General features: G+C 43.7%; 36 protein-coding genes and 1 rRNA gene. 4 read left to right on the forward strand and 33 right to left on the reverse strand.

Annotation, left to right across the window (positions count from 1 at the left end; genetic code table 11):
• The 8 genes from L1D11_RS10450 to dusA all read right to left on the reverse strand — a co-directional run.
• A 16S ribosomal RNA gene (locus tag L1D11_RS10450) occupies positions 1–133 on the reverse strand; the annotation flags it as partial.
• A 675-nt stretch (positions 134–808) separates the two neighbouring features.
• Positions 809–1,585, reverse strand: a complete 777-nt coding sequence (locus L1D11_RS10455; RefSeq protein ID WP_239831675.1) for a phosphoadenylyl-sulfate reductase — start codon at positions 1,583–1,585, stop codon at positions 809–811.
• The gene (gene cysI / locus L1D11_RS10460) at positions 1,578–3,305 is read right to left on the reverse strand and encodes an assimilatory sulfite reductase (NADPH) hemoprotein subunit (protein WP_239831674.1); all 1,728 of its coding nucleotides are present in this window, start codon (positions 3,303–3,305) and stop codon (positions 1,578–1,580) included. The genes L1D11_RS10455 and cysI overlap by 8 nt, the downstream gene beginning before the upstream one ends.
• Positions 3,305–5,170, reverse strand: a complete 1,866-nt coding sequence (locus L1D11_RS10465; RefSeq protein WP_239831673.1) for an assimilatory sulfite reductase (NADPH) flavoprotein subunit — start codon at positions 5,168–5,170, stop codon at positions 3,305–3,307. The genes cysI and L1D11_RS10465 overlap by 1 nt, the downstream gene beginning before the upstream one ends.
• 123 nt (positions 5,171–5,293) lie before the next feature.
• Positions 5,294–5,524, reverse strand: a complete 231-nt coding sequence (locus L1D11_RS10470; protein WP_239831672.1) for a hypothetical protein — start codon at positions 5,522–5,524, stop codon at positions 5,294–5,296.
• A 193-nt stretch (positions 5,525–5,717) separates the two neighbouring features.
• On the reverse strand, positions 5,718–6,383 hold the full coding sequence (locus tag L1D11_RS10475; RefSeq protein WP_239831671.1) for a TIGR04219 family outer membrane beta-barrel protein: 666 nt from the start codon (positions 6,381–6,383) through the stop codon (positions 5,718–5,720).
• Positions 6,384–6,518: 135 nt separating this feature from the next.
• Complete coding sequence (pspG, locus tag L1D11_RS10480) at positions 6,519–6,740, reverse strand: envelope stress response protein PspG (protein ID WP_017059950.1); 222 nt, start codon at positions 6,738–6,740, stop codon at positions 6,519–6,521.
• A gap of 212 nt (positions 6,741–6,952) precedes the next feature.
• Entirely contained in the window at positions 6,953–7,957 is a 1,005-nt protein-coding gene (gene dusA, locus L1D11_RS10485; RefSeq protein WP_239831670.1) for a tRNA dihydrouridine(20/20a) synthase DusA, read from the reverse strand.
• A gap of 104 nt (positions 7,958–8,061) precedes the next feature.
• Here dusA and L1D11_RS10490 point away from each other — a divergent pair, with 104 nt between their 5' ends.
• Positions 8,062–9,132 (forward strand): site-specific integrase, encoded by a 1,071-nt coding sequence (locus L1D11_RS10490; protein WP_239862401.1) that lies wholly within the window; start codon positions 8,062–8,064, stop codon positions 9,130–9,132.
• Between the two features lie 42 nt (positions 9,133–9,174).
• Here L1D11_RS10490 and L1D11_RS10495 read toward each other — a convergent pair whose 3' ends face one another.
• The 24 genes from L1D11_RS10495 to L1D11_RS10610 all read right to left on the reverse strand — a co-directional run bounded on the left by L1D11_RS10495 (position 9,175) and on the right by L1D11_RS10610 (position 21,358).
• On the reverse strand, positions 9,175–9,615 hold the full coding sequence (locus L1D11_RS10495) for a hypothetical protein (protein WP_239862402.1): 441 nt from the start codon (positions 9,613–9,615) through the stop codon (positions 9,175–9,177).
• Entirely contained in the window at positions 9,612–10,193 is a 582-nt protein-coding gene (locus L1D11_RS10500; RefSeq protein WP_239862404.1) for a type II toxin-antitoxin system antitoxin SocA domain-containing protein, read from the reverse strand. The genes L1D11_RS10495 and L1D11_RS10500 overlap by 4 nt, the downstream gene beginning before the upstream one ends.
• 988 nt (positions 10,194–11,181) lie before the next feature.
• Entirely contained in the window at positions 11,182–11,337 is a 156-nt protein-coding gene (locus tag L1D11_RS10505) for a hypothetical protein (protein ID WP_239862406.1), read from the reverse strand.
• Positions 11,337–11,555, reverse strand: coding sequence for a hypothetical protein (locus L1D11_RS10510; protein WP_239862409.1), 219 nt, complete (start codon positions 11,553–11,555; stop codon positions 11,337–11,339). Before L1D11_RS10510 ends, L1D11_RS10505 begins: the two co-directional genes overlap by 1 nt.
• Positions 11,556–11,646: 91 nt before the next feature.
• Positions 11,647–12,066, reverse strand: coding sequence for a virion protein (locus tag L1D11_RS10515; protein WP_016787872.1), 420 nt, complete (start codon positions 12,064–12,066; stop codon positions 11,647–11,649).
• Between the two features lie 17 nt (positions 12,067–12,083).
• Entirely contained in the window at positions 12,084–12,326 is a 243-nt protein-coding gene (locus tag L1D11_RS10520; protein ID WP_016783626.1) for a phage tail assembly chaperone, read from the reverse strand.
• A gap of 12 nt (positions 12,327–12,338) precedes the next feature.
• On the reverse strand, positions 12,339–13,181 hold the full coding sequence (locus L1D11_RS10525) for a phage tail protein (RefSeq protein WP_239862410.1): 843 nt from the start codon (positions 13,179–13,181) through the stop codon (positions 12,339–12,341).
• On the reverse strand, positions 13,174–13,446 hold the full coding sequence (locus tag L1D11_RS10530; RefSeq protein WP_239862412.1) for a hypothetical protein: 273 nt from the start codon (positions 13,444–13,446) through the stop codon (positions 13,174–13,176). Before L1D11_RS10530 ends, L1D11_RS10525 begins: the two co-directional genes overlap by 8 nt.
• A complete protein-coding gene (locus L1D11_RS10535; protein ID WP_016783623.1) occupies positions 13,443–14,048 on the reverse strand; it encodes a hypothetical protein in 606 nt (201 codons plus the stop codon). Before L1D11_RS10535 ends, L1D11_RS10530 begins: the two co-directional genes overlap by 4 nt.
• Entirely contained in the window at positions 14,049–14,741 is a 693-nt protein-coding gene (locus L1D11_RS10540) for a hypothetical protein (protein WP_239862414.1), read from the reverse strand.
• Complete coding sequence (locus tag L1D11_RS10545; protein WP_239862416.1) at positions 14,741–15,142, reverse strand: hypothetical protein; 402 nt, start codon at positions 15,140–15,142, stop codon at positions 14,741–14,743. The genes L1D11_RS10540 and L1D11_RS10545 overlap by 1 nt, the downstream gene beginning before the upstream one ends.
• A 5-nt stretch (positions 15,143–15,147) precedes the next feature.
• Positions 15,148–15,369, reverse strand: coding sequence for a hypothetical protein (locus L1D11_RS10550; RefSeq protein WP_239862418.1), 222 nt, complete (start codon positions 15,367–15,369; stop codon positions 15,148–15,150).
• The gene (locus tag L1D11_RS10555) at positions 15,366–15,518 is read right to left on the reverse strand and encodes a hypothetical protein (protein ID WP_016787880.1); all 153 of its coding nucleotides are present in this window, start codon (positions 15,516–15,518) and stop codon (positions 15,366–15,368) included. The genes L1D11_RS10550 and L1D11_RS10555 overlap by 4 nt, the downstream gene beginning before the upstream one ends.
• A 14-nt stretch (positions 15,519–15,532) precedes the next feature.
• Complete coding sequence (locus tag L1D11_RS10560) at positions 15,533–15,805, reverse strand: hypothetical protein (RefSeq protein ID WP_016783618.1); 273 nt, start codon at positions 15,803–15,805, stop codon at positions 15,533–15,535.
• Between the two features lie 10 nt (positions 15,806–15,815).
• Complete coding sequence (locus L1D11_RS10565) at positions 15,816–16,619, reverse strand: major capsid protein P2 (RefSeq protein WP_239862420.1); 804 nt, start codon at positions 16,617–16,619, stop codon at positions 15,816–15,818.
• 252 nt (positions 16,620–16,871) lie between these two features.
• The gene (locus L1D11_RS10570) at positions 16,872–17,531 is read right to left on the reverse strand and encodes an ATPase (protein WP_102315762.1); all 660 of its coding nucleotides are present in this window, start codon (positions 17,529–17,531) and stop codon (positions 16,872–16,874) included.
• Positions 17,532–17,741 carry a helix-turn-helix transcriptional regulator gene (locus L1D11_RS10575; RefSeq protein ID WP_239862423.1) on the reverse strand — a complete coding sequence of 70 codons (210 nt, stop codon included), beginning with the start codon at positions 17,739–17,741 and terminating at the stop codon, positions 17,532–17,534. It abuts the gene before it with no gap.
• Positions 17,738–18,208 carry a hypothetical protein gene (locus L1D11_RS10580; protein WP_239862424.1) on the reverse strand — a complete coding sequence of 157 codons (471 nt, stop codon included), beginning with the start codon at positions 18,206–18,208 and terminating at the stop codon, positions 17,738–17,740. The genes L1D11_RS10575 and L1D11_RS10580 overlap by 4 nt, the downstream gene beginning before the upstream one ends.
• Positions 18,209–18,592: a hypothetical protein gene (locus L1D11_RS10585; RefSeq protein WP_019819881.1), complete on the reverse strand. Its 384-nt coding sequence runs from the start codon at positions 18,590–18,592 to the stop codon at positions 18,209–18,211.
• Positions 18,592–18,771 (reverse strand): hypothetical protein, encoded by a 180-nt coding sequence (locus L1D11_RS10590; RefSeq protein ID WP_016783612.1) that lies wholly within the window; start codon positions 18,769–18,771, stop codon positions 18,592–18,594. The genes L1D11_RS10585 and L1D11_RS10590 overlap by 1 nt, the downstream gene beginning before the upstream one ends.
• Positions 18,768–20,696, reverse strand: a complete 1,929-nt coding sequence (locus L1D11_RS10595; RefSeq protein WP_239862427.1) for a hypothetical protein — start codon at positions 20,694–20,696, stop codon at positions 18,768–18,770. The genes L1D11_RS10590 and L1D11_RS10595 overlap by 4 nt, the downstream gene beginning before the upstream one ends.
• A gap of 4 nt (positions 20,697–20,700) precedes the next feature.
• Positions 20,701–20,895 (reverse strand): hypothetical protein, encoded by a 195-nt coding sequence (locus tag L1D11_RS10600; RefSeq protein ID WP_171351256.1) that lies wholly within the window; start codon positions 20,893–20,895, stop codon positions 20,701–20,703.
• 2 nt (positions 20,896–20,897) lie between these two features.
• Positions 20,898–21,092, reverse strand: a complete 195-nt coding sequence (locus L1D11_RS10605; RefSeq protein WP_016783609.1) for a hypothetical protein — start codon at positions 21,090–21,092, stop codon at positions 20,898–20,900.
• Positions 21,093–21,103: 11 nt separating this feature from the next.
• Positions 21,104–21,358, reverse strand: a complete 255-nt coding sequence (locus L1D11_RS10610; protein ID WP_016783608.1) for a pyocin activator PrtN family protein — start codon at positions 21,356–21,358, stop codon at positions 21,104–21,106.
• Between the two features lie 133 nt (positions 21,359–21,491).
• Here L1D11_RS10610 and L1D11_RS10615 point away from each other — a divergent pair, with 133 nt between their 5' ends.
• The 3 genes from L1D11_RS10615 to L1D11_RS10625 all read left to right on the forward strand — a co-directional run bounded on the left by L1D11_RS10615 (position 21,492) and on the right by L1D11_RS10625 (position 23,474).
• A complete protein-coding gene (locus L1D11_RS10615; protein ID WP_016783607.1) occupies positions 21,492–22,097 on the forward strand; it encodes a S24 family peptidase in 606 nt (201 codons plus the stop codon).
• A gap of 439 nt (positions 22,098–22,536) precedes the next feature.
• Positions 22,537–22,995, forward strand: coding sequence for a zinc uptake transcriptional repressor Zur (gene zur / locus L1D11_RS10620; RefSeq protein WP_239831652.1), 459 nt, complete (start codon positions 22,537–22,539; stop codon positions 22,993–22,995).
• A gap of 17 nt (positions 22,996–23,012) precedes the next feature.
• Positions 23,013–23,474, forward strand: coding sequence for a chemotaxis protein CheX (locus L1D11_RS10625; protein WP_017059940.1), 462 nt, complete (start codon positions 23,013–23,015; stop codon positions 23,472–23,474).
• Between the two features lie 147 nt (positions 23,475–23,621).
• Here L1D11_RS10625 and pgi read toward each other — a convergent pair whose 3' ends face one another.
• Complete coding sequence (gene pgi, locus L1D11_RS10630; protein WP_239831651.1) at positions 23,622–25,274, reverse strand: glucose-6-phosphate isomerase; 1,653 nt, start codon at positions 25,272–25,274, stop codon at positions 23,622–23,624.
• Between the last annotated feature and the right edge of the window lie 36 nt (positions 25,275–25,310).

Here is a 25,310-nt window from a genome sequence, read left to right on the forward strand (position 1 = left end):
GCATTACTCACCCGTCCGCCGCTCGACGCCGTTATCGTCCCCCGAAGGTTCAGATAACTCGTTTCCGCTCGACTTGCATGTGTTAGGCCTGCCGCCAGCGTTCAATCTGAGCCATGATCAAACTCTTCAATTTAAGATTTTGTCGACTCAACGAATACTGACTTCAAAACTAATATTCATTCGAAAATGAACATGTAATTCTAAAGCTATTACCCCTCTCTTCTTAAATAAATAAGAACAGAATGATAATGAATTGACTGTGCCGATAATAAATTATCGATTGGTCACTCAGTTCATTGAAATCATTTTGTTACCGAAGTAACTGTCATTACCTAAGTAATAACGTTTTGATATTCATCAACGAGTGCCCACACAGATTGATAGGTTTAAATTGTTAAAGAGCTTCTCTTCATTGTGACTTGCGTCACTTCGTAAGAGGCGGCTATTCTAGCGACTTAATTCTCAGTGTCAAACACTTATTTGGAATTAATTTCTACTTTCTAAAAGCAGGAGTAAATTATCACTCAAAACTAGTTACCTTTACTAATATTCTTCGCTGAAGCCTTATGGCGTCTGCCGTATCAGTGAGGCGGCATTATAGAGATGTTTATCACATTGGCAAGTGTTTATTAAAGAAAAATGCAAAAATAACGGTTACATGACGAATAAACACTCAAAGCTTTATTTATGCAACTTTAACTACAAATTAACTACACAATAACCACAGACTTACCCACAACCGTTATGATTTCATCCCCTAGAAACTAAAAAAAGCTGCCTTGCAGCAGCCTTTTAAATAGCAATGAGTCTAAATCCCAGAACCATATTGCTCTCCATCATCTTCATGGAGACCACATTCGCGTTTCAGACCATTAAAGCGGGTTTCTTCTTCCGTCATACCCGGCTCCCACTTCTTAGTCGTGTGTGTATCTCCAACAGAAAGGTAACCCTGCTCTCGAAGCGGATGATAACTGAGCTCATGCTTTTCTAGATAATAGTGGACATCTTTATTCGTCCAATCGATTACCGGCAAGAATTTAAACACACCATTTTGAATAGATAAAATTGGCAGGTTTGCGCGCGATTGAGATTGTTCTCTTCTTAAACCGGAAAACCATGTACCAGCCTCGAGCTCATCCAGTGCTCTTCTCATCGGTTCCACTTTATTAAGCTTGTTGTACTTCTCTATGCCTTCTATACCCTGATCCCAAAGTTTGCCATATTGCGCTTCTTGCCAATTAGGGCTCTGTTGTGCGCGAAAGACTTGAAGGTTTAGAGTCAGCCTCTGGCTTAACTCATCTATAAATCGATAGGTTTCAGGGAATAGATAACCGGTGTCCGTCAGGATAACCGGAATGTCTGGTTTCGCTTGAGTCACTAGGTGCAACATCAATGCTGCTTGGATTCCGAAACTAGAAGACACAACATGTGTCCCTTCTAAATTGTCTAGAGCCCACTTTACTCTTTCTAATGCGGTTAGCTGCTCTAACTCAACATTGATTTGCCCAAGACGAAGTATTTGCTCCGTCTTAGTCAATGCAAGTAGTTCTGCTAACTTCAGCTTTGAAGCGACAGAATTATGCATGCAGATCCCTCTTTGAAATGATCACCTCTTCGATGATGCCGGCTCGGATAGTGAAATCACCAAACCCTTCATTACCTAGTCGTTCTGTAGCCCAGCGTCCCACCAGCGAATCAATCTCTTCTAAGATCTGAGCTGATGTGATGTTCTCTTTATACATCTTAGGAATACGAGTACCGGCTTTATTGCCACCTAAGTGCATATTGTAACGGCCTGGTGCTTTACCCACTAAACCAAGTTCAGCCAACATCGCACGACCACAACCATTCGGACAGCCAGTGATACGAAGGATGATGTTGTCGTCTTCAGGTAAACCGTGTTTCTTAAGAATGCCTTCAACATCCGTCACAAACTCAGGTAGAAAACGTTCGGCTTCTGCCATTGCTAGAGGACATGTTGGGAAAGCCACACACGCCATTGAGTTTTTGCGTTGCTCTGAAACAGCATCATCCATCAAGCCATATTGACGAGCAAGCTTTTCTATTTTTGCTTTTTGGCTCTTAGGTACGCCTGCAACAATTAAGTTTTGATTTGCAGTCATACGGAAATCGCCTTTATGGATCTTAGCAATTTCTGCAACACCGGTTTTCAATGCTTTACCTGGGAAATCAAGCAAACGACCATTTTCAATAAACAGCGCTAAGTGATGCTTACCATCTATGCCTTCAACCCAACCGATACGGTCACCACGCTCCGTGAATTCATAAGGACGACTTTCCGAGAACTTAACACCCGCACGCTTTTCAACTTCCGCTTTGAATACATCAATACCTACACGGTCTAGTGTATACTTAGTTTTTGCATTCTTACGGTTTGAACGGTTACCCCAATCACGTTGCGTGGTAACAACCGCTGCTGCAACATCTAACGTGTTCTCAAGTGACACAAAACCAAAATCGTCAGCTTTACGAGCATAAGTAGAAGTATCACCATGTGTCATTGCTAAGCCGCCACCGACTAACACGTTAAAGCCCACCAGCTTTCCATCTTCAGCAATAGCAACAAAGTTAAGATCATTAGCGTGAACGTCGACGTCATTTTGTGGTGGAATCACAACTGTTGTCTTGAATTTACGCGGTAGATAATTATTACCTAAAATTGGCTCATCATCGGTTGTTTCTAATTTCTCGCCATCAAGCCAAATCTCAGCGTAAGCACGAGTTTTAGGGAGTAGATGTTCACTGATCTTCTTCGCCCATTCATAGGCTTCTTGGTGAAGTTCAGATTCTACTGGGTTTGTGGTACACAAAACGTTTCGGTTTACGTCACCCGCAGTAGCAATTGAGTCAATACCGATGCTATTTAGCGTTTGGTGCATCAGCTTGATATTTGGCTTTAACACACCGTGAAACTGAAACGTTTGACGAGTCGTTAAACGGATTGAACCATAAGACGTACTTTCATCGGCAAACTTATCTATTGCTAGCCACTGCTTAGGAGTAATGATGCCACCAGGCATACGCGCACGAAGCATGACGTTATGTAAAGGCTCGAGCTTTTGCTTGGCACGTTCATTACGAATATCACGATCATCTTGTTGGTACATGCCGTGGAAACGAATCAACTGAAAGTTATCAGCAGTAAAGCCACCAGTGATACGATCTTGGAGATCTTGTTCAATCGTACCGCGCAGATTATTACTTTCACGCTTCAGACGCTCATTGTCAGCCAAAGGTCCAAGCACTTGACCTAGCACTTCTTGCTCTATTACTTGCTTGCTCATTAGTACACATCCCTTTGGTAACGTTTCGCTTTACGTAAATCATTAATATATTGTTCAGCTTGTTCGCGACTTTGATTGCCCTGCTTTTCAGCAATCGTAACTAGTGCTTCATGTACGTCTTTCGCCATTCGAGTCGCATCACCACACACATAGAAGTACGCACCTTCTTGTAGCCATTGCCATACTTGCTCCGCCTGCTCTATTAAGCGGTCTTGCACATACACTTTCTCTTTTTGGTCGCGACTAAAGGCAACATCTAGCTTGGTTAGCGCACCAGATTTGAGGTACTTCTGCCACTCAACTTGGTATAGGAAGTCTTGAGTAAAGGTACGGTCGCCAAAGAACAGCCAGCTCTTACCTTGAGCATCGTTGTTTTCACGCTCTTGAACAAAGCTGCGGAATGGTGCGATACCAGTACCCGGGCCGACCATAATGATTGGAGTATTGTCGTCTTGTGGTAGCTTGAAGTTATTATTGTTCTCGACGAACACCTTCACTTCACCACCTTCCTCTAAACGCTGAGCTAGAAAACTTGATGCTCCACCTAAACGAGACTCTTCACCTTTTTGGTATTCAACCAAGCCAACTGTTAGGTGAACTTCTTCATCCACTTCAGCTTGGCTCGATGCGATTGAGTAAAGGCGAGGTGTAAGCTTACGCAACAGACCTAGAAGCTCATCAGCCGATAGTTTAGTTTTCTTCTCAGCTAATACATCAACAATTTGTGTGTTGCCCGCGTATTCACGAAGCTTGTCTTTATCTTCTACCAGCTTTAACAGTTTCTTACTGCTAGATAGCTCAGCAAACTTAGCGACAAGTTGAGGGTTTGAAGCCGTGATTTCAAACTTGCTCACTAAAGCACTATGAATAGAGAGGTTTTCACCATCAACATCTACGCTCTCAATACCAGATAGCCCAACCTTGGCAAGAATCTGATTCGCCAATTCTGAACTGTTTTCATACCACACACCCAGTGCGTCACCCGGTTGATAAGTAATACCCGACTCATCAAGATCGATCTCGATATGACGAACATCTTTACCCGAATCACGACCAGTGATCTTTTGGCTCGTCAATAGTGTCGCTGTATATGGATTTTGTTTGGTGTATTGCGAATGACCGGCAGCCGCTTGACCCACTGGTAATTGAACCACATCGGCTTCAGTACCTGTCGATAGCGCCTCTTTTACTTGCTCTAATGCTTTAGCACGCCATTCGGTTGCTGACTCTTCATAATCAACATCACAATCAAGACGATCGACAAACGATTTAGCACCAAGCTTAGCGAGGAAGTTATCGAAATCTTTAGCTGTTTGGCAGAAAAATTCATAGCTAGAGTCACCTAAACCAATTACACCGTATTGTAGATTCGGTAATTTTGGCGCTTTCTTCGATTGAAGAAATTCATGTAACTCAATAGCGTTATCAGGGGCTTCACCCTCACCATTGGTTGAAGCGACGAAAATGACGTGTGTCTCTTTAGCTAGATTCTTACCCTTATAATCACTCGCATCAAAAAGCTCGACCGTGATTCCTAAGGCTTTAGCTTCTGCCTCCAGCGACTCAGCAACACCTTTAGCATTACCTGTCTGAGAAGCGAAGATAATGCTGAGCTTGCCAGCAGGTTTTGCAGCAACTGCCGCAGCAGCTTGAGTAATCGGTGCAGCAGCGCCCACAGGTTGAGCTTGGCTCACACCCCATAGATAACCACTGACCCATGCCAGTTGCTGTGAGGACAGTTCAGAAACAGTTTGCTGAAGATGACCCAATTGTTGGTCATTAAGTGGGGCTGCTAGCCCAGGTAACTCGTTAGCCCCAGACTGTGCATTATTATTTTGTGAAGACTCTTTCTTATTTAAAGACATGGTCACGACATCCCTAATCATTGCGTGACGATAGATTACCCACTCCCTTTAATAACAAGAAAGAATAGAAAAGTATGTTTTATAACTTTTTGGAAGTAAAAGCCGATTGAAACGCAAAATGACTTATTGGTTTTCAATGCGTACTTGCTTAAAGCCAACGGCCATTGCCGACTTAGATGCTAGATCTAAATCCGCGTAATGACACTCTTCACCATGAACATCAGTAAGCGGAACAAAGCCACCTCCCATATGGCGAAACTCCACAACCCAAGCCCCTTCTTGGATTGAGGGCTCTATGATCGCTTCAACTAACAGATTTTCTCTATATAAATTTCGTAATTCATTGAGTGTCATACTCCATCCCTTGCTTTGACCTCACAACATAGTCCCTTATAAGAATAGACGCTAATTAGATCTCTGTATGAAGGATGGCCGAAAGTTATGAATGTGCTAACTAATTCCAGAAAGATATAACCAATAGATATAAAAAAACGCCACTTGATAAAGTGGCGCTCTTATAATTCGTTCTAAACTTGCTTTACATTACCTAAAAGCGCACTTCAGCTCCTGCGAACCAGCCGTCAACCATAACAAACTCTTTGCCTAACTCTGAAGAGAAAAACTCTTTTGAGTCTAGATCGATAACACGGTAACCACCACGCAGTGCTATCTCAGTCTCCGCTACAGGGAATCGGTACTGAACACCCGCCATCAAGTCAGTGCTCTTGATGCCACTACTATCACCAAACTCCATCGTACCAATGATATCAAAATTAGTGTCAGGAACGTTGATCTCTGCGTTGCCATAGAAGCTCCAAGTAAACTCATCGAAGCTTGTTTGAGTGCCATTTTGAGGCTCAATGTAATTCGAGTTCGAGTACTGAGTAAACGTTACACCCGCATCGAAGTTCATCAACTTGTGCTCTAGCAGCGTGTAGTAGAATGTGTAGTCGTACTTATCAAAAGCCAAGGCATCTGTATCAACAGAAGTATAACGGAAGCTAGCATTTGGTAGCATTGGGGCATTATGCTCAAATGCGAAATACAATGAAGGTGAGTTAGAATCGTCATCTTGTCTAACTTCGTTTAGCTTTGTACTTCCCCACCACATATCGGCACCGACTTTCGCCGTGTAAGAAAACTCTTCTTCAGCAGACACTGCCGAGCTTAAAGATAGCATTCCCACTAAAGCAATTAATGGCATTTTATTCATTTGAAAAAGCTCCAATTCCATATCGTAGTGCTATTTGTATGCACATTCATAGATTATTGGAGAAAATTCTACCACACATCTTAAATTCTAAAACGATAAACCACTGACGAGTAAAAATTTAACCGCACCATGACCTTAGTAACGTCTCTGGTTAGAACTGTGTACAAAGTTTTTGAAAAACCACACACCAATTGCAATCACGATCAACCAAGGCAGTAACTTAAACACGACACCCATCATACCTAATACTAACATGACTAATAACGCGACTCCGGTTGCAGCCAATACCGTCATAAACGTGATACCAGTGACAAGTAGAGTTGCGACGAAAATAAGAACAAAGATTAATTCAAACATAATGGTCTCCCTAATGAGTTAATGACCTATCTTTCCTACTTTCTAACATTGCAGCTTCCATACCAAGTATACCAACTCAACAAAGTCCTTATTTATCAGACAAATAAAAAGCCACACATCTTCATGCGTGGCTTTGGGGAAACTTAATGGTGGTAAATTTAGCCTCTAATGGCGAATTTAACCTTAACTTAGACTCTTCACCTTGAGAGAGGCTATACGTTCAGCTCTTTAGGGATCTTAGCCAATGCTGTTTGCATCACTTCGATACCTGCACCTTTCTTATGCGCGTTTTCACTGATGTAGCGACGCCATTGCCTTGCACCTGGCATACTTTGGAACAAACCAAGCATATGACGAGAGATGTGGCCTAAGCTCGCGCCATTTGAAAGTTCACGTTCGATGTACGGGTACATCTCTTCAACAACCTGTGAGCGCTTCTTGAGTGGCGTGTCTAAACCAAAGATCTGCTGATCGACTTCAGCCAAGATAAACGGGCTATGGTAAGCCTCCCGACCGATCATCACGCCATCTAAGTGCTGTAGGTGTTCTTTAGTCTGCTCTAAGGTGGTAATGCCGCCATTCACGGCAATTACTAAGTCAGAAAAATCTTTCTTCACTTGGTAAGCACGTGTGTAGTCTAACGGTGGGATCTCACGGTTCTCTTTCGGGCTCAAGCCACTCAGCCAAGCTTTACGCGCATGGATAGTAAATTGCTCACAGCCGCCTTTCTCTGAAACCGTTGAGATAAACTTAGTTAGGAACTCGTATGAATCCTGCTCATCGATGCCAATACGCGTTTTTACTGTGATAGGAATATCGGTCACTTCTTTCATCGCTGACACACAATCCGCCACCAGCTCAGGCTCAGCCATTAGACAGGCACCAAAGCGACCATTTTGAACACGATCAGATGGGCAACCTACGTTAAGGTTCACTTCATCATAACCACGTTCAGCAGCTAACTTCGCACATTCCGCCAAATCAACTGGGTTTGAACCACCAAGTTGAAGAGCCAGTGGGTGCTCTTGCTCGCTGTACTCTAGGAAGTCACCTTTACCATGCAGTATTGCGCCTGTCGTTACCATTTCCGTATATAGAAGAGTCTGCTGAGAAAGCAAACGATGAAAGTAACGACAGTGGCGGTCAGTCCAATCGAGCATGGGTGCAACAGAAAGTCGGTTACTAGCGTATTTACTGGTTTTATTAGTGTTTGTCATGATTCAGTCTCAATTAATACTGTACAAACATACAGTGAATTACCTAGAATTAAACGGAATTACTTCCTGTAGTACCCCTCAAGTACCCCTTTAGGAGTTGGACAATGGCAAGTTATACCATCGAGACCAGAAAGCTAAAAAGCGGTGAACCAAGGTTCAAGGTAACAATCATCGTTAAAAAGAATTCGCGCATTATACACAGGGAAAGCAAAACTCTAAAAAAGAAAGCACTCGCTAAAGCTTTCGGTAAAAAAAGGGTAGCTGAACTAGAAGCTCAAGGGGTACTCAATCAGCCAAAAACAGTCCCCCTTTCGGTACTCCTCGATTTGTTCATGGCAGAGCGTGACCTTTGGGACAATACAGGTCGAACAAAACGCTACGTTATTAAGATGCTTAGGGATTGCGACATCGCCCAAGTTGAAAGTAATCAGCTACGAACTAGCGACTTAATCGAGCACTGTAAAAACAGAAGAGGCGCAGGAGCCAAACCCGCAACGATTTATCATGATATTGCTTACCTACGTTCTGTAATGAAAAAGTCTAAGCCTGTCTTCAACATCGACACCAATCACCAAATATTTGATGAAGCCGTACCCGTTCTGATTGATATGGGATTAGTCGGTAAGAGTCAGAAACGAACACGTCGCCCTACTTCTGAAGAACTGAAACTCTTAAAACTTGGATTAGAACAACGTGAATCTTTCCGGCCAAACGGCATAACTCGAATCCCATTCACCGACATTCTTGAGTTCAGCATTCTTACTTGTATGCGAATTGGTGAAGTCTGCAAGCTGCGTTGGGAGGATCTCAACCAAGAACATAAGACGATACTCGTTAGAGATAGAAAAGACCCAAGGAAGAAAGAAGGTAATCACATGATAGTGCCGTTGCTTGGTGAATCATATGAGATCGCACTAAAACAACCAAACAAAGGCGAGCTCATTTTCCCGTACAACTCACGTAGTGTTAGCGCAGGCTTTCAGCGAGTGAGGAACGAATTAGGAATTGAAGACTTGAGGTATCACGATTTACGGAGAGAGGGAGCAAGTAGGTTGTTTGAAAAAGGATACTCAATAGAGGAAGTTGCTCAAGTGACAGGTCACCGAAACTTGAATATTTTGTGGCAGGTTTATACACAACTATTTCCGCATAAGCTTCACAATAAAGGGCCGTAAAAATCGGCCCTTATTCAGTGATAAGCCATTGTACCCGCCTTGCTAGGCTGCATCCTGCTCATCAAGAGCTTTATCATTTGTCCTTTCAAAAGGGTACTTAAAGGGAGATGGATGCTCTAAGCAGGACTGGAGAATAACATGAGTCGTCACGTCTTCTCCAACCTCTATTCGTGAATGAATAATCCCATCTGACACTTCACCTGGGTAATCTTTGTCATTACCAGTTTTGTAGTACTGAAAGCCGAAGTGGTAATGGTGTAAATTATTAGCTTCAGCATTCGCAATAAATGCTTGTTTCATCGGTGAGTAAACAAAATCACAAGCCCAACTAGGTTTATATTTTCCACGTAACTCATCGGGTGGCGTTAAACCGTTCTTAACAATAGGTTTGATGAAATGCTCCCAAACCTTATCTGAAACATCTTTCCCTAAACTAGCTAGTTCTTTTTTTGATGCTTCCGTAAACTTGATCGTGTGTTTCATTTATCACCCTGAAGCCAACTAAAAAACTGATCTTTATCGGTCACATCTTCAGGTAATTCAAAGACTTTACTATCTAGAGAATCTAAAATTCGAGCGAACGAAGAATCTTGCATGCGATCAACCTCCTGACAAAAGAATGCTTTTAACTCGTCGTGAGAAATAACCAAGCCGTCTACGGCTTTCGTTTCATCATCGCAGTGAGCCAACCAAGGAGCTTCAAGGTGAGTTCTATGAACTAAATCCCACGCTCCAAGTTTTACAAACTTATCCAATACAAAATTAACTATATCCAAAAATTTTTGAGGTATAGCAGTCAACAAGTCGTCTGAAATTTCAGTCGTAATTGAATTACTGCCAAACGCTTTGAATTCATGGTACATAGCAGGAACTACAGGGCCATGATCCCAAGCCTCTATATTTCCATCGAATAATTGATTATCCGTTAAAGCCAATGTGTAGCCTTGGCAGTAATATGCTAATTTTTGCAATTTCAAATTCGAGATATAAAAACCTCGTTGTCTGGCACTTACGATCAGAGACTTAGCGAATAAGACACTATCGATAGGAGCATCACTCATTATTTATTCTTCTTATTTAAAATAACATGCCTATTAAAGCATGGTACTGTTTAAAATTCCAGTGCAACAAAAGTTCATAAAAACAAGTTTGATATTAATCATATTGTTATTCATACCATTATTGCCAATTCCAATTAGATTTATGCAGCTCCTACACATCATCCCCAAACCTAGATAATAAGAATAACCATAATTAGTATCTAAGGTTCTTCTGAACCCCAACCGACTTGGGTTTGACGGCTTTCTGATAGTTTTTTTATCCGACACAGTGACAACACCTTCAGTCAGAAACACAAAAGAAAAAAACCAAAAAATTTAGTTACTTAAATGCAATACCAAATAAAAAACAAGGTTATATGTTTTACTCAAAGATCAAGAGATTTTTTTTTATGGGAGCGCGAAAGTAAAGCATCATTAAAAGGCGTTTTTTATACAATCAAGTGGTATCTATTACCATCAGTTAGTGGTCACTTACAGTTTTTTTTTAATTCACCACTTATCCACAAGCAACCCAATTTCTTTACCTTGAAAAAGTTCAATTGTAGCACTATCTTGTAAACCTTCTGGGAAGCAAACACATGATGTTGTGTTTATTTTATTCACAACATAAGAAAGGAGTTATACAGAGAGCGTTGATTATTTAACCAAAAACGAAGAACCCCACCAAAAGGCAGGGTTCGAATTCGAAGCCAAGTCTAGAGTAACGCCAATCACTCAAAAAGTGGCCACTAGATATCTAAATCTCAATATCTGACACCGAGACTATAGACCGTGGGTACAGGCTTGGCAACCAAATTAACACAACCAGATAGGTGTGATTATGTTGCCAAAAAGCGTCAAAGCTATACTGCGTAAGGTGTTCGACACAGGTTTTACTATTTTCAGATTACGACCTGATTTCTTTGTCAAAGGGCTAATTTACTGTATCAATACAGTCGCAGACTTGATTAAAGAATAACTAAAATAGACAGTCGAAAGGCTGTCTATTTTACCCATTACCACTTTCAAGCCTTGTAATACGCTCATCCATCTTTTCCATCATTAAGCGTAACCACTTAACATCCGTTTTGAGTGTGATACCTACACCCATCCCACTAGATAAAGCACTAACAACGGCGACTATTATTGTTTGATACTCTGCCATTACTTGAACTCATTGCGTAGGGTTTCCCATAGGCCAAATACTATTGGAGCACTTGCGCCAATAATGCCACCGAATTGAATACCGTCTGCCGAGACACTCGCGGTGATAAGTTCAGGGTGACCAGATACCAAAGCCGCTCCCGCGCCAAGTAACGCTAACCCCTTTTTAGTGGATGGTTGGTCAAGGTCGATTCCGATTTTTTCTAGTAAGCTTTTCATAGTAATTTGCTCTGTCGTAAATACTTGATGGTGTAGGCGGCGAGAACGCCACCTACTACGGTAATAGCTATTTTCTTGTAGTCTTCTTTTGTCATGCCATGGCGACTCCTTCACGCGCCATGCTTAAACCGTAATAGCTCCCGACTTCTTTACGACTCATTGCATGTAATAGCTTTGCCAGTTGTTCGTTGTTGTTCACATCGACAACCTGATTACGCCCGATGCCCGTCCATTCACTAACGTGTTTGATGTATAGCTCGGTGTCGTTTTCCACTGACGGAGCGAAGCGGTTTATCATTTCGCTCAAGGTTTGAAAGCCTTGTCGTGAGTAGCTACGAAGAACACGCGCCCCCGCTCGAAAGCCATAAACAGGGTGTTTGAACTCTTCGAAGCTTTTATCGAGGTCGAGTAGATGCTCACCATCCCACTGAGTGCGATCACCTTTTGACTCACGAATGTTTAATGGGTTGTTGTTACGCACACCACGCGGCAGAGTTTTTCTATATGTCATGTAGGCTAGCCCCCCAATTATGCAGACGCTTGCGGCAATGATGGTTTTTGAGGCCATACCACATCTTCCGGATTAGTGAACGTTTGAGGGATATCGCGTAAAGCTTGGCGATACTGGCGAAATGGAGTGACATCTAACTCCATATCCATAGCTGTATTCACGAGATGGTCAGCATCAACCATAAGGCGGTCACGCTTCTCAATATGTTCAACCCATTCTTCAGCAACAAGGCCACGGGTAGTTACAACTAACATTGTCATAATAAGAACTCCTTAAACTTTATGTAGAGCGTTAACCTTTCGGATAAGCTCAGTTTTTGGGTTGTACAACTGCCCATGTTTTTTAGATTTAGGAAAGTGACCTACGCAAACAGTAGGCAAAGCGAGGTAGATAACATCTCCAACACTTGCATTGGAGAAGTTCAGATCAACATGCGTATAAGAACCTGGACTGCTACTTGTTCGATGGCTCGAAATTTGTTTCCAATCCCCTGCCGTATCAGTCCCTAACCAAGAAACCGATGCTGTACCTTGAATTTTGGTGTACGCAAGAAACGTTGCTGTTGGACTGTTCTTAATATGTTGATTAGGAATATAAAAATCATATCCCGTTAAATCTTGAAAAGAGACATCCAAAACAGTCATCTTCAAAATATTGAAGCTTCCTGAAAAGTACTTCGTACTGCGACCAATTCCCATAAAGTCCAACAACGCTTTCGCTTCGCTATCGCGCATGACAGGGTCATCACCTGACTTAACCGGAATGACTTCGGCTTTGAAGCAATCGTTGCGACCACCACGAACTCCCATTCCTAACGGATAGACATTTTTATGACCATGTGAATTAGCTGATAGCTCATTGGTATCAATAAAGTCACCGTTGTAGTTCAAAGCAGTAAAGCCCATCGCGTTGATTACGGTTTGTGTATCTACACGACCAATAGCCGCGAGAGCTTCATTGTTCATCTTGTTTTTGATGCCATTCCATTCACTCGCAATAGATGACTTAAGCGCATCAAACGCCGTTTCCATTTTTCGAATAGCACCGCCCTTGATGCTATCTAGTAGGTTTCGGGCTTCGGTCACCAGTTGCCCGATTGCCGTAAAATCACTCATTGAGTTCTTTCTCCATTTCTTCCGCTACGTTCTGCAGGCGTGGCAACGTATTCGCTGCAACACTGTCGGCCAGTTCGTGAACGTCATTACCTGAATTGAAAGCGTGGCGTTGTAATGAGACTACCGCCGAGCTTAGTGATACCTGATTGCTGTATACGCCGCGCATCATTTCCAACGCGTCTACCTGATCAGGTTTTAGGTTCTTTAAGTGTTCGGTGAGCGGGTCGTATGTCACGACCGCTCGACGTGGCATGAAGTGGCTCATCGGTGAACCTCCATCAGTGCCAGTTTTAATGGTGTATTGCTGTTGTTATACGCCCACAGTTCACCGCCTCCCGTCAGTGTGATTCCTGCAGGTGCCGTGCGATCACCTAAAACGGGTAATCCCACTACAGCAGAAACATGCGAGTCACCGAGCATCGCCTCGGCTTCTGCATCACTGATGTTCTGAATAATCGCTTCTAGTCGTGTAACCGAAGCATTAACTAAACGAACTTTGTTGTTTGGTTGAATAAGAATGTGGTCGCGACTAATAAAGCGTTGTGCAATCTCTTGTCGGGTCGTGACAACCGAGCGCACTTCACTGATAGCCATAGATTCAGCAAATTTCACGTTAGCAGGCGGCGTTGTTTTTAGGTTCTGCTTAGTCAGCTGATATACAACACGAATAGGTGCGGCATGTGGGTTAGATATCTCAAGCTCTTTAAAGCTTGAAACGTCTAACGTATCGCCTGCATCTACACGGATTTTTTCGCCGTTATCGCTTCGGACGTACAAATATTCCTGAGCTTCACGGACTATCAGTAAAAGAGCCGAACCGACACCAAAACGCTTAACTGCACTAGGTTCTAAAGTTATCGCTTTCATCTAGTCCCCCTTGAACGCAAGAGCAACGCCTGCGATAGCAAAAGAAATAGCAACAGCAATTGCCACCTTGCTGATATCACCAGAGCTACCCGTTTGGCTGCGTGATGCGGTGTTTTCTGCCATGACTAAAGCAGCTCGGGCGTTTTCTCCCGACTGTGCTGCCATAGACTTAATGGCTGACGTTGTATCCGCGCTGTTCGAACGCATATTGTCTAACGCCTTTTCACTCGTTCGGCGGCTGTTTTCTAACGCTTTCTCACCAAATACGAATGCCTTAGATATTGATTCCTGACCGTTATCCAGTGCCGATTTCAACGAGTCTTTATTTGCCTTAATCGAATCAGAGGCAATCTGGCCGTTTAGCTTAAGTGCCTCTTTGCTGACGTTCTCGTTTGACTTGATCGCATCGCGACCAAAATCAAACGACTCATCGACCGCATGTTCATTAGCTCGGAGTGCATCCGAACCTAAACGCGCGGCTTTATCCATTGCGGCACTATTGCTATCCATCGCCCGTTTCGCTATTTCTGACGCGGCTTTTACTGAGCCGTGATCAGTCATAGAGATATTGCCAACGTTGCCATTTATGCCAGAGAGAACGACACCAAGGTTATCTCCACTAATGGCACTGGTGCCGCTCGTGTTCGTGGTGTTGGTTACGTTCTTACTTGAACTGCTACCACCTCCGCCCATTAGTCATTCTCCAAAACAAGGGATAAAACAGACTCACGGCCTGACTTACCCGAAACCGAAAAACCGAAACGCTCAAGTATTCGCACCATGCCACGGCGAACCGTGTGATATTTGATTGAGCGATACCCTTGAGATTTCACGGCTTCAATGATGCAAGGCGCAGCTTTCACTAGCCCCTTACCTGTCATTGCTAGAATCAAATAATCATTGTCACTGGTGACGAAGCCTACAAAGCGAACCGAAACGCCCTCACCTTTCAAGTGATAAAAACTGGCTCGTTTGGTTTTCACCGCATCACAGCAAAAATCAAATTCAGCCTTAGCTTGTGACACCCCATTGAACGCGGATTTAATTAGCGAAAACTGAGCGGCAATATCTGCGCGAGTGGGTCTAATCAACATAAAATTCATTTCTTAAACGCCACCCACGCAATGCCAACAGCTAACAACACAAACGGTATGTTTTGCGCGAGCTTTTGCCCCGCACTACCACCAAAGTTGATCGCTCCATTTCGAATCCCGCCAATTGAGTTGTTGCCCGTCGCTTCACTTGGTCCAGCTGCGCCGCCTCCGGCACTGATTGGCATAGAACCGCCTGCACTCAAGCCACCACCGATACCTGGTATCATTTGTTCCCCTTAATGACTCGATAAGTCACATAGCAACCGCCACCAACGGCACCGATTTTTAATAGCTTGGTTGCGCTACTTCCAGACCAGAAACCCGCACCAAAACCAAGACCACCCGCTAACAGAGGAAGAACCACAATTAATGGCATAACTCTTCCTCCTGTTAGTTTTTCAAAACCACGATAAGACCAAGTAAAAGCACCGCAGCACCAATACCACCGCCCACATACAAAAGGGTTTTGTCGTTACTCTGTAGAGAGGAACCCGTAACCGCGTTGCCGTGGTTATCTTTCACTGTTTGTTGTGGCTGTTGCGTTGTGCCTGCATTTTTTGATGAGTCGTCTTTAGTCGCGACATCAATCAAGTTGCCCATCCCCTCGCCAACGTCATCAAGCAGACCAGAACCGAAGTCCGTTAAGTCATCCCAAAAAGCCAATAGTCACCCCCTACACTAAGTCAGGGCGAACAACGAGCACCGACTCAACAATGATTGGAATTGAGCCAACAGGCTTATGAGTTTTCACAGTGAATTTAAGCTCTGAACCGTGCGCCGTAGGAAACAGCTCATCGATATAAAAGCCGCGCATGATTGGGTCAAAGTGGTAACAACCCGCCTGCCAAAAACGGCGGTTTCGTTTGGCGCGCATATCTTCAAGCGCGCGGCTTGAATCATGCACTTTCACGAAATCACGATAGATTTGTAGAGAGTGGATTTGATCACTCATGAAGTGCATGCGGCGCACTAAATGAAGAGGGCCAGAAACGAGATCAAGAAACTCATTTTCTGTTGAGCTTGCTTGCATCGTCTGCTTTTTGATTTGTGGGATAACAACACGAGCAGGCTGACGCGCTGACACTGTTGCCCACGCTTGAAGCTTGATAGCAGGCGCGTTGTCTTGAGTAGAATCTGCAATCTCAACTTCCAGAGTGATATTGTCACCCGCTTCAGTCACAAGACCCGTGTAACGAACCCCGTTCTTAGTTTTTGCAGAAATATCAGCTAATGGAATTGTGAAAAAACCATCCGTTTGAGCTAGGCCTTTGTACGCTTCAATCTTTTTAATCAGCTCACCATCAAGAACGATAATTTCATCCGCATTCAAGCTGATGGTTACGCGTCGAAGTTGAGCCGCACTAAGATTGGTTTCGAGAAAAATCTCATCGTACGTAGGACCAATGGGAATGGTTAACGTAGCTTTCTCACCGTAGCCCGTACCCGTAAAAGAGTTCAGTTTAGTTGGAGTAGACATAGTAACTAACTCCCTTAACCGATTTGGTCTTCAACAGCATCAACGTTGTTTGAAGCCCAAACAACACCCGCTGCCACAATGCCTGCTAGCACAGCAATGACTGCTAATTTTTTTGGTGTAAAACCTGCCATTTGTTTTCCTATAAAAAAGACCGCCCAACATTGGACGGCCTTTACTTAAACAAATGATTTGGTTTGGATTCCTAATACTTATTTGGTTTAGGTTTGGTTTAAATGAGACTTGAATCACAAACTACCACCGGATAACGCCCTTTTTGAATGCTTTCCCGTCTTGAAGTAGATACTCAAGCGGGTCGAGTTGCTCGATCGCATCAGCAGGGATTCCGGTCATTTTTTCCAAATAGGTCGCACTGGCTTTGGTCTTTTGCATCATCACACAAGCATGCTGACAGTTATCAATAATGGTCTTCGAGACTTCCTGACCACGTTGAAACAGGTTGATAGTGTGTAGGTTAAACTTCCTACCTAAGCGCAATATCTTTCCATGATAGCCAACCGCTTTACCCGCATTTTCACTATGCTCGGCTACCTCTTCACAAATGATTTTTAATGGCTTGGTATGCTTTCCGTTCCCCATAGCCCAAACGACCTGACAAAACTTATCGAAGTCCTTTGATGTGGTTTCATGAGTCGGTTGATACGCAATCTTAAAGCCCTGCTTTGTTTTACGTCCTGCAATCAGTGCAGCGGCAAACTCTTTAATACTGGAATAACCGCGCACCACTCGCCCTGCTAGCTTTCCGCTGTAGTCGCCCATTGGATCAAACATGGCTACTTGGTCGGTCGATTTGATAAACAGTTTTTTAGCGGCAGAGGTTTTACCGCTGCCGCTCATACCAACCGCAAACACGTGACCATTCTTAAGGGCATTATTTGGGTTAATTGGTTGCATTTAGTTCAGCTCCAAAGCAGGCTTTAAAATCCCTAAAGACAGCAGCACATCAACAGGGACTGCAATGTGTCCGCTTTCCCATCGAGAAAAGGTAGCTTGAGTAACATCAAGAGAGTGCTTTTCAATAAACTCAGATTGCTTAAGGTTCGATTCCTTACGAGCTTTTTTTAGCAATAATGATGTCATTGGGTGCCGCTTGTTCTCTCTCATTGTACTTCTTCCTTTCCCTCTGATTCCGTCTCTTGAGGGTTTACCTCTTTCGCTTCATCAATCGCCTTAAGGGTTCGGATTTGGTTAAACGAAGTAAAACCGAGTGCGCCAGCTGCGATCACAAATGATAGTTCTTCCTTGTAATGAGCCAACCACGGTGGAAGCTCACCGCCATATTTAACGAACAACGGCGCGGCTGCACTTGCAACGCTTTGAGCTTGTTCAGCATCAAAAGCAAACTCTTGGTGACCGAACTGTTTCAGCATTTGCTCTGTCACGCCAAGAACGGCACTGGCCGTTGCTTCGCCTGCCAAGAGTGCGGCTTGTTTAGCATCGGTCTTTTGTTCGGATAGGGAGGGGTCGAAATCTTCTTCGCCAAGTTCGGCCAACAAAGCAAGCTCTTCACTTTCGTCATGCTGCTCTAGTTCTTCAATTTCGATTTGGTCTAGTTGTTCTGTTTGTTCCATTTACGCCACCACTTTGATTGTTTTGATTACACCGCCGAAGAACAAGCCAAGCACCGCACCAATACCAACGCATTTAACTGTTGTGATTGGCTTTGGTTCAGTCTCATTTTTTGGTTTAGATTCCGTTTCTTTTTCCTGTTGGATTGCCATTGGTTGTGCTTCCACAACTGGGTTATTGATTGCTTCGATATCTGCTTGAACTTCTTCCAAGGATTTAAACGCTTTCATTTCGGCTTGAGCCGCTTTACCTGTTCGCGTATCAGGTCCACATTCACAACGGCCATGAACAAACGCCGCTCGTTTTCCTTTGCCTTGCTTAATCGCTTTTGGTTGTGAGCAAGTTCGGCATTGCACATAACCTAATATTTGAGTTTCATTTTCCATTAGCCGTTTTCCTTTTCTAATGCGTCTAGACGTTGATTAAAGGCTTTAAAAAGCCAGATAGTTTTCACTAACCAAGGTTTGATAAAACCAAATCCCATAGGGGGCTTATATGCTTGCGATTCCGAATCCATTTCATTAAGCAAACGGGTTGTTTCGCTTTGCAGTGTTTTTTCCGTCATTGGATTACCTGTTGTTGATAATATTGCTCTACTTCGTTCATGGCCTGACCGAGTAGCTCTTGTTGAATTTCGTAAGGTGGTATTGGTGGCAAATCCTGATTTAGCAGGCTTAACCAATTGGCCTGATTGACTTGCCAACGTTGAAAGGCTTGGCGGTAGCGGTCTTTTGCTTCAAGGCGTATATCATCTAAATACGCATCCTCGGTCGTCATACTCCAACCGCGAGCCCCTGCCGCCCACTCTAGAAATTGATTGGCCTTTTGCTCGCAAGTCTCCCCCTCAAAACTGATAGAGAATTGGTTGTCCGAACTGGCAAATACGCCACGACTGCTCAAGCGTTCTTTCTCTTCTCTAACTTCGCTACCGAGCTTTTTCATTAACCGATTGAGCTTGCCAACGGCATCAAACTTGCGTTGTTTTTTATTTATATCTGCGGCCTTTTTAGCCTCATTTAATTTGAGTTGCTTTCGAGCAATATCCCGCTTAATCGGTGCTTTCCATTGCTCTAATCGATACCCGCACTCTTTGATAATTCCCGTCATGTTAGAAACATCGAAACTCGCTAGAGCCTCCCACTCAGGGGCGCGACTACAACGGGCGATGTTATAGCGATTACCTTTAATTAAACCTTGATCAGCGTTGCTACCTTTCGCGGCATAACCGATCGCCTTGATCAGATAACCCGCCGCCGCGTCTTTGTGCTGAATGCGTTGAAGATTTGCCATGCCATGACCCCAAAGCCGTTCAACACGTTTTGCCCACCCTTGAAAATGTTCTTTTGGTACGTGGTAATTCAATAAAATATGAACGTGTGGATTCGGCTCACCGTTTTCATTCGCGGGGCATTCAGCAACCCAAACATAATGAAAGTCGAAAGGCTTTTTAGTTGCTCCGTGTAGCTCTTGGGTATGCGTTCGAATCTGCTTGTTTTCGTCTTTCGTTCTCCAGATAGCTTTCAATGGTCGCCCTTGATTACCCTGCACAACCACTTTGTCAGTAAGTGAAAGCTCACCCACCTCTGATGGTTGATATTCAAAACCGCGCTGATACATTTTTTTAAGGCCATCTAGAAAACGAGATACTTCTTTGCCTATGGTGGTTTGAATGGGGCAATACGCTAAACCCTCATCGGTCAGCGCTTCACCGCCGAACAAATGCTTTCGCTGTTCTTCGGTAAAAGTTAAGGTCAGAAACGTAGTAAAACCGCCGTGGCAAGTAGCGACATACGCCCCTGCCTCAAAGATTTTCTTAACTGCGTTTGAACTCAACTTTTCAGTGAAACGCTCACCCGTTGGTGATTGCGGCGCATCGCTTGGGCTTGGGTGGTAAGTGACTTGCAGTTTCACCTGTTGAGCCCACTCTCGCTTAAGCAAGTAAGCTCGGCTTTGCCCTTTGGGGATGTAATCAAGACGATTTCGGTCTTTATCTCGCACCCATCCGACTTGTGGCGCGTTTTGTTCAATTCCGTAGTGCTGTGACTCAACATGAACACTTTGGCTTTTTGAGCGCGGTTTTAGGCGGCGTGAGCGGGTAGTAAAGCGATCCAAGTGGCGTCTTTTGTCGTGTCGGACTTTGCCGCCCTTTGACAAGCCTAGTGTTTCCACGCCTACGGCGTGCGCTCCGCGCTTAGTTTTCTTGAAATACTCAGGGGTGATTAACGTTAGTTTCCCGTCTTGAACTAACTGCCAAGTTTCCGCTGATTCTTTCGTTCTATGAAAGTGAACTTGCTCCATTGCATGCAGCTTGTTTTGCTCACTTTCCATCCAATCAGAATTTGGAGCACTAAAAAAACCGCTCTCGATAGCGGCTATATTTTTTTCAGTTGTCGCAACATCTTGCGCCAAGGCAGTTACATAGCCCACATCGTGTGGGCTCAAGAGATTCGTTATTTCACGATCGCCTTGCGGCTCATATAAGTGATTCATTCAGTTACCACCCTGAACAACGGCTTGTTGAACATTGGTAATTCATCGGTCTAGCTTTGCGCTTTGAACGCTTCGCCAAACCGTGCTTCTCACGTAGTTGCTCTATCAAATGAATAGAGCGCTCACGTAGTTCCGGTTTTGGGTCAACCATGCCAAGCATATCGGGACAAGGTAAGTGGATAGGGTCAGATACCTGCATGCCTATTCCTCCAAACTTTCCAATAAAGTTGCAGCTTCGACTAGCTGATCATAAATCGGGTGTAGAAACTCAAATTCAGGTGAGGATGGGCTTAACCAAGACAAACGACCTTTAACAATCATGAAAAGCTCTTTAGCTTCACTTGAATGAGAAAAATCTACGTTAATGCTATGAACCGGTGTCGTTACGTTATTCATATTCAATCCTCTTATCCGTTTACTGATAGCCAATCTTGCTTGGCCTCTGCATGACGCTTATCGATGTATGCCGCCAAGTCTTCAATCTTGACCAACGAGGGGCTGCGCTCTGAATCGCGCAACTTAAAAGTAGGAACGGGAAAATCACAGCCTTTGGCTTTCTGTTCTGCCGTCTTGGGAGTGATGCCAAAAAACTCTTGGCTGATTTGTTTAAGTTCAACAGTTGGGTTTTCAAATCGCGCAAGCAAAGCAAATCTTGTGTTCATAATTCCTCCATGTAGTACACTTGAGGTAATTGCAACTAATTCACAATTCCTCAGAGTTCCTCAAAGTCGATTTGAGTCAATTATGAGGCATTACTTTTGGATTTCAACACATTTTTGAAGAATTGAGGCGATAATGAGCGAGTTTGAGTTAAGTTTGAGGAAGCTAAAAGAGGTTACGAATACCTCTACGAACGCAGAGCTAGCAAAGGTTTTGGAGATATCTCCGAAGACTATTTACACATGGAGAGAGCGTCAGAATATCCCTGAAAAAATATTCCTCAAAGCTAGACAGCTATCACAAAAAGCCGTCAGTTTGCCGACTGGCTACATTGCGTTGAAGTTTTTCGATATCGAAGTGAGTGCAGGACAAGGTGCGCTTGTTGAGAAAGAAGAAGAATCTAGCGCAATGGTTTTTAGTGAGAAGTTCATTAGGCAAGAGCTCGGCTTTAACCCAAACAATATCTTCCTGATGCCCGTTCGTGGTGACAGCATGATCCCAACTCTTAAGAATCAGAGCGTTGTAATGGTGAACCGTGTTGATGGTTTTTCTACTGATGGGATTTACGTATTCAGATATGACAATCGATTAATGGTAAAGAGACTTCAATTTCTACCAAACGGAATCAAGGTAGTCAGTGACAATAGTGCTTATGAAGCATGGGAACTTGGAAAAGAAGAGATTAAAGGTAACGACTTCGAGATCATCGGTGAGGTGGTTTGGTCAGGCCAAAGAATGTAACGCGTAGAAGTATCTATTGAGTGCGGTACTCCTATAGTACCCCTCAAACTAGCTCAGCCCTTGCTAAGGCTGCTTAATCAATCCAATCGAGCACTGGAGCGACAGACAACCTACATGAATCTGTCATGGCAAAGTACCCTAATAGCGAGTCAAACAAAGATGCTGGAATACTCAGCAAAGCAAACTCGGCTGCTGTAAAGGCTATGCTCTGTTTGTGCGATATGAACTTTATCTCTCAATTTTTTATAAATCACTCACCAGATCTCTAATTCAGCCTTCCATAATTAGTTATGCCTTGAGTCACACTGTCATTTTGAGTTACCTTGTCATATTCAAAGTCGTGGGTCACAATGCGCCCTGTACCGGACTTTAATAGAAATCATTGGCTCCCAAAACGTAGTAACCTAGAAATAAGGTTTGATTAGGGATGTCCGATTGAATGGTGAAAAATTTGGACCACACATTAATAGAGCAAGTTGAAGGGATATGCGCATCGCGAGGCGTTAGACTAACACCTCAAAGAAAGCGAGTGTTTGAGCTCATCCTCTCTAATAAAAAAGCCTCCAGTGCTTATGAATTATTAGAGCAGTTGAAAGTCAGTGAACCGCAGGCTAAGCCCCCTACAGTTTATCGGGCTTTGGATTTCTTATTGGAACAGGGTTTCATTCACAGAGTTGAGTCAACCAATAGCTTTATATGCTGCTGTTCTTGTAATGCCAACAAACATTTCTCCCAACTACTGATCTGCGATAAATGTGGCACAGTGGTAGAACTACAAGACGATTCCCTTGTGACTCTGCTCGCGAGTAACGCTGAGAAGCATGGCTTTCAATTGACCAACCACGTCATTGAATCGCATGGCATTTGCCAACCTTGCTCCTCCGAGATGAAAGAATAAGATTATAGAAGAACATTATGCGCGCTGAATTTGTAAACCCGTTTTTAGCTTCTTTGATGAACGTATTAAAAACGATGGCTTCTCTAGAATTGAAGCCACAAAAACCGAGAGTTAAGAAAGATGAAATCGCTCGTGGTGATGTATCCGGCCTGATTGGTATGGTGGGTACACAGTCTCGTGGCTCTATGTCGATCACCTTTGATGAAGGTCTCGCTCTCGAAATCATGGAAAACATGCTTGGTGAACGACCAAACGGCCTCAACGAAGAAGTGACCGATATGGTGGGTGAAATCACTAACATGGTGACTGGCGGTGCAAAGCGTATTCTTGCAGAAAGCGGCTTTGACTTCGACATGGCTACGCCAATCGTGGTTTCCGGTAAAGGTCATACTATTCGTCACAAGTGTGACGGGGCAATCATCATCATGCCTTTCTCATCTCAATGGGGTAATGCTTTCATCGAGATCTGTTTCGAATAGAAATAGTCGCTGCAAGTATTTAGAATATTTAAGAGGCTGACAGGTACGTCAGCCTTTTTTATTACCTGCGATTTAACCATTGCTTGACCTACAGATACAAAAACGCCAACCCGAAGGTTGGCGTTTCTTTTTATGCTATCAACTCAATTAAGCTTTAAGCGCTTTAAATGCGTTGATTAGACCGTTCGTTGAACTGTCATGAGACGTTACTTCAGCGTCGTCAGCAAGCTCTGGAAGAATTTGGTTTGCTAGTTGCTTACCAAGTTCTACACCCCATTGGTCGAAGCTGAAGATGTTCCAGATAACGCCTTGAACGAAGATCTTGTGCTCGTACATCGCAATTAGGTTACCTAGAGAGCGAGGTGTAATTTGCTTAACAAGAATTGAGTTCGTTGGACGGTTACCTTCAAACACTTTGAAAGGTACTAGCTCTGCCAATTCTTCCGCTGTTTTGCCAGCCGCTAGGAATTCAGCTTCTACTGTTTCTTTTGTCTTACCGAAGGCTAGAGCTTCAGTTTGAGCAAAGAAGTTAGACATTAGCTTCTGGTGGTGATCAGATGCTGGATTGTGGCTGATAGCAGGAGCAATGAAGTCTGATGGGATCAGCTTAGTGCCTTGGTGAATCAGTTGGTAGAAAGCGTGCTGGCCATTTGTACCAGGTTCACCCCAAATGATAGGACCCGTTTGGTACTCTACAGGGTTGCCTTCACGGTCAACAAACTTACCGTTTGATTCCATGTTGCCTTGCTGGAAGTAAGCAGCAAAACGGTGCATGTATTGATCGTAAGGTAGAATTGCTTCTGACTCAGCGCCATGGAAGTTGTTGTACCAAATACCGATAAGCGCAAGGATTACTGGAATGTTGCTTTCAAACTCAGTTGAAGCAAAGTGGTTATCCATCTCGTGAGCACCTTCTAGTAGCTCAACGAAGTTATCGAAGCCAACAGATAGTGAGATAGAAAGACCGATTGCAGACCATAGTGAGTAACGACCACCAACCCAGTCCCAGAATTCGAACATGTTGTCAGTATCAATACCAAACTCAGCTACAGCAGTTGCGTTAGTTGATAGCGCTGCGAAGTGTTTAGCTACGTGTGCGTTATCACCCGCTTCAGCCAAGAACCAATCACGTGCAGAGTGCGCGTTAGTCATTGTTTCTTGAGTGGTGAATGTTTTAGATGCAACTAAGAATAGCGTTGTTTCTGGGTTCAGAGACTTAAGCGTCTCAACGATGTGCGTACCATCTACATTAGAAACGAAGTGCATGTTTAGGCGAGTTTTATATGGCGTTAGAGCTTCAGTCACCATGTATGGACCAAGATCCGAACCGCCGATACCGATGTTTACTACATCAGTGATCTCTTTACCTGTGTAACCTTTCCACTCACCAGAAACGATGCGGTGTGTGAACAGTTCCATTTTTGCTAGTACTGCATTCACTGCTGGCATTACGTCTTTGCCATCAACCATTACTGGCTTATCGCTACGATTACGCAGTGCAGTGTGAAGTACTGAACGGCCTTCAGTCTTGTTGATTGCATCACCGCTAAACATCGCTTCAATTGCAGACTTAACTTCAGTCTCGTTTGCAAGAGCAAATAGGTGCTGCATCGTTTCTGAATCGATTAGGTTCTTAGAGTAATCGACCAAGATGTCTGAACCGAAACGAGTCGAAAAGCTCTCGAAACGTTTTGCATCTTGAGCAAAAAGCTCTTTCATATCCATATCTTGAGCAGACTCAAAATGAGCTGTTAGCGCTTTCCACGCTTGTGTTTGCGTTGGGTTGATATTTTTCAACATGGTATCTATCCCGATGTTACTGTAGGTTTTATTCTA

Origin of the sequence: Vibrio sp. Isolate32 (assembly GCF_022397955.1) — a bacterium.
In the GTDB taxonomy this organism is placed as follows: domain Bacteria; phylum Pseudomonadota; class Gammaproteobacteria; order Enterobacterales; family Vibrionaceae; genus Vibrio.